The 1517-nt window shown below is 31.8% G+C and carries 3 protein-coding genes; all 3 read left to right on the top strand.

Annotated elements, in window-relative coordinates:
* The first annotated feature begins 172 nt into the window (after positions 1 to 172).
* Genes LXO72_RS10115 through LXO72_RS10175 form a run of 3 tightly spaced genes read left to right on the top strand, consistent with a single transcriptional unit; the run spans position 173 to position 1314 of the window.
* Positions 173 to 787 (top strand): CadD family cadmium resistance transporter, encoded by a 615-nt coding sequence (locus LXO72_RS10115; RefSeq protein WP_002911684.1) that lies wholly within the window; start codon positions 173 to 175, stop codon positions 785 to 787.
* A 10-nt stretch (positions 788 to 797) separates the two neighbouring features.
* Positions 798 to 1136: a Cd(II)/Zn(II)-sensing metalloregulatory transcriptional regulator CadX gene (cadX, locus tag LXO72_RS10110; protein WP_000711078.1), complete on the top strand. Its 339-nt coding sequence runs from the start codon at positions 798 to 800 to the stop codon at positions 1134 to 1136.
* 43 nt (positions 1137 to 1179) lie between these two features.
* Positions 1180 to 1314 carry a hypothetical protein gene (locus LXO72_RS10175; RefSeq protein WP_264081591.1) on the top strand — a complete coding sequence of 45 codons (135 nt, stop codon included), beginning with the start codon at positions 1180 to 1182 and terminating at the stop codon, positions 1312 to 1314.
* Positions 1315 to 1517: the final 203 nt, after the last annotated feature.

The raw sequence follows: 1517 nt of genomic DNA, 5'->3' as shown, positions 1-1517 counted from the left end.
TTAAATATTGAAAAAACCATTGGCAGTGGACATACTTTAAGACTATATATTTCTGAAACTAGTTTCACAATACAAATATTGACATGCAATTATTAATTGGTGGATTTGAAGTTGACATCTACAAAGTTTAATGTTAGAATACATTCAAAAATATATTTGAATAAGGTGTTTTATGATTCAAAATATTGTTACTTCAATAATCCTGTATTCTGGGACAGCCGTAGACTTACTTATTATCCTAATGTTATTTTTTGCCAAAAGAAAAAGCAGAAAGGACATCATTAACATCTATTTAGGACAATTTCTAGGCTCTGTTAGTCTAATATTCCTAAGTTTGCTTTTTGCATTTGTCTTAAATTATATTCCTAGTAAAGAGATTTTAGGTTTACTCGGTTTGATTCCAATTTTCCTAGGCCTCAAAGTTTTGCTTTTAGGAGATTCTGATGGAGAAGCTATTGCAAAAGATGGTTTGCGAAAAGACAATAAAAACCTGATTTTTCTAGTCGCTATGATTACTTTTGCAAGTTGTGGCGCTGACAATATTGGTGTCTTTGTCCCATATTTTACCACCTTAAATTTAGCGAATTTGATAGTGACTTTACTTACTTTTCTAGTCATGATTTATCTCTTGGTTTTTTCTGCCCAAAAATTAGCACAAGTCCCTTCTGTTGGAGAAACTTTGGAAAAATATAGCAGATGGTTTATTGCCGTTGTCTATTTAGGATTGGGGATGTATATCCTGATTGAAAACAACAGCTTTGACATGCTATGGGCTGTGTTAGGCTAGGAGAAAAATTATGAAAAAAGATAGTATCTGTCAAGTGGATGTTATAAATCAACAAAATGTTACAACCGCAACGAACTACCTTGAAAAGGAAAAAGTCCAAAAATCACTTCGCATTTTATCAAAATTTACCGATAATAAACAGATAAATATCATCTTTTATCTCCTTGCCGTCGAAGAACTCTGTGTCTGCGATATAGCCTGTTTATTAAATCTCAGTATGGCATCTGCCTCCCACCATCTTCGTAAACTAGCCAATCAAAACATCTTGGACACTAGAAGAGAGGGGAAAATTATATATTATTTTATAAAAGATGAGGAAATCAGAGATTTTTTTAATCAACTAGGATAACAACTATTTTTACTACTTTTCCATGATTATAGGGAGATTATATATGAAATTTTTTGATGAAAATTACTCACAAGAAATACCTACTCGTATCAAATGTTTAAGAAAAAAGTATAATTTAAAGCAAAGCGACCTAGGTAATGCAGGTCAAGTTAGCCAAGTTGAAAAGGGAGAAATTTGAAAGAATTTGTATCTTTTATTTTTTGTTTCATTTATGCCCTATGCTACTGGAATAGTTAGTAGTCATTTCATGAATCATACGGCACAGCTCTTTTATGGACTGATCGTTATTGTTTCAACGGTAGCAAACTGGTTTTTACATAAAGTAATTGATAAACCCAATATAGATCAGAAAGAATTACTTGAAGCTACCGCACAATATAG

The organism is Streptococcus sp. XMC, assembly GCF_021341835.1.
GTDB lineage: Bacteria > Bacillota > Bacilli > Lactobacillales > Streptococcaceae > Streptococcus.
Note: the sequence above shows the minus strand (reverse complement) of the source record. Positions and strands in the feature narration are given on the sequence as shown.

Coding starts and splice junctions, on each gene's coding strand:
- LXO72_RS10115 (WP_002911684.1), top strand. CDS start 173: ATGATTCAAAATATTGTTACTTCAATAATCCTGTATTCTGGGACAGCC.
- cadX (WP_000711078.1), top strand. CDS start 798: ATGAAAAAAGATAGTATCTGTCAAGTGGATGTTATAAATCAACAAAAT.
- LXO72_RS10175 (WP_264081591.1), top strand. CDS start 1,180: ATGAAATTTTTTGATGAAAATTACTCACAAGAAATACCTACTCGTATC.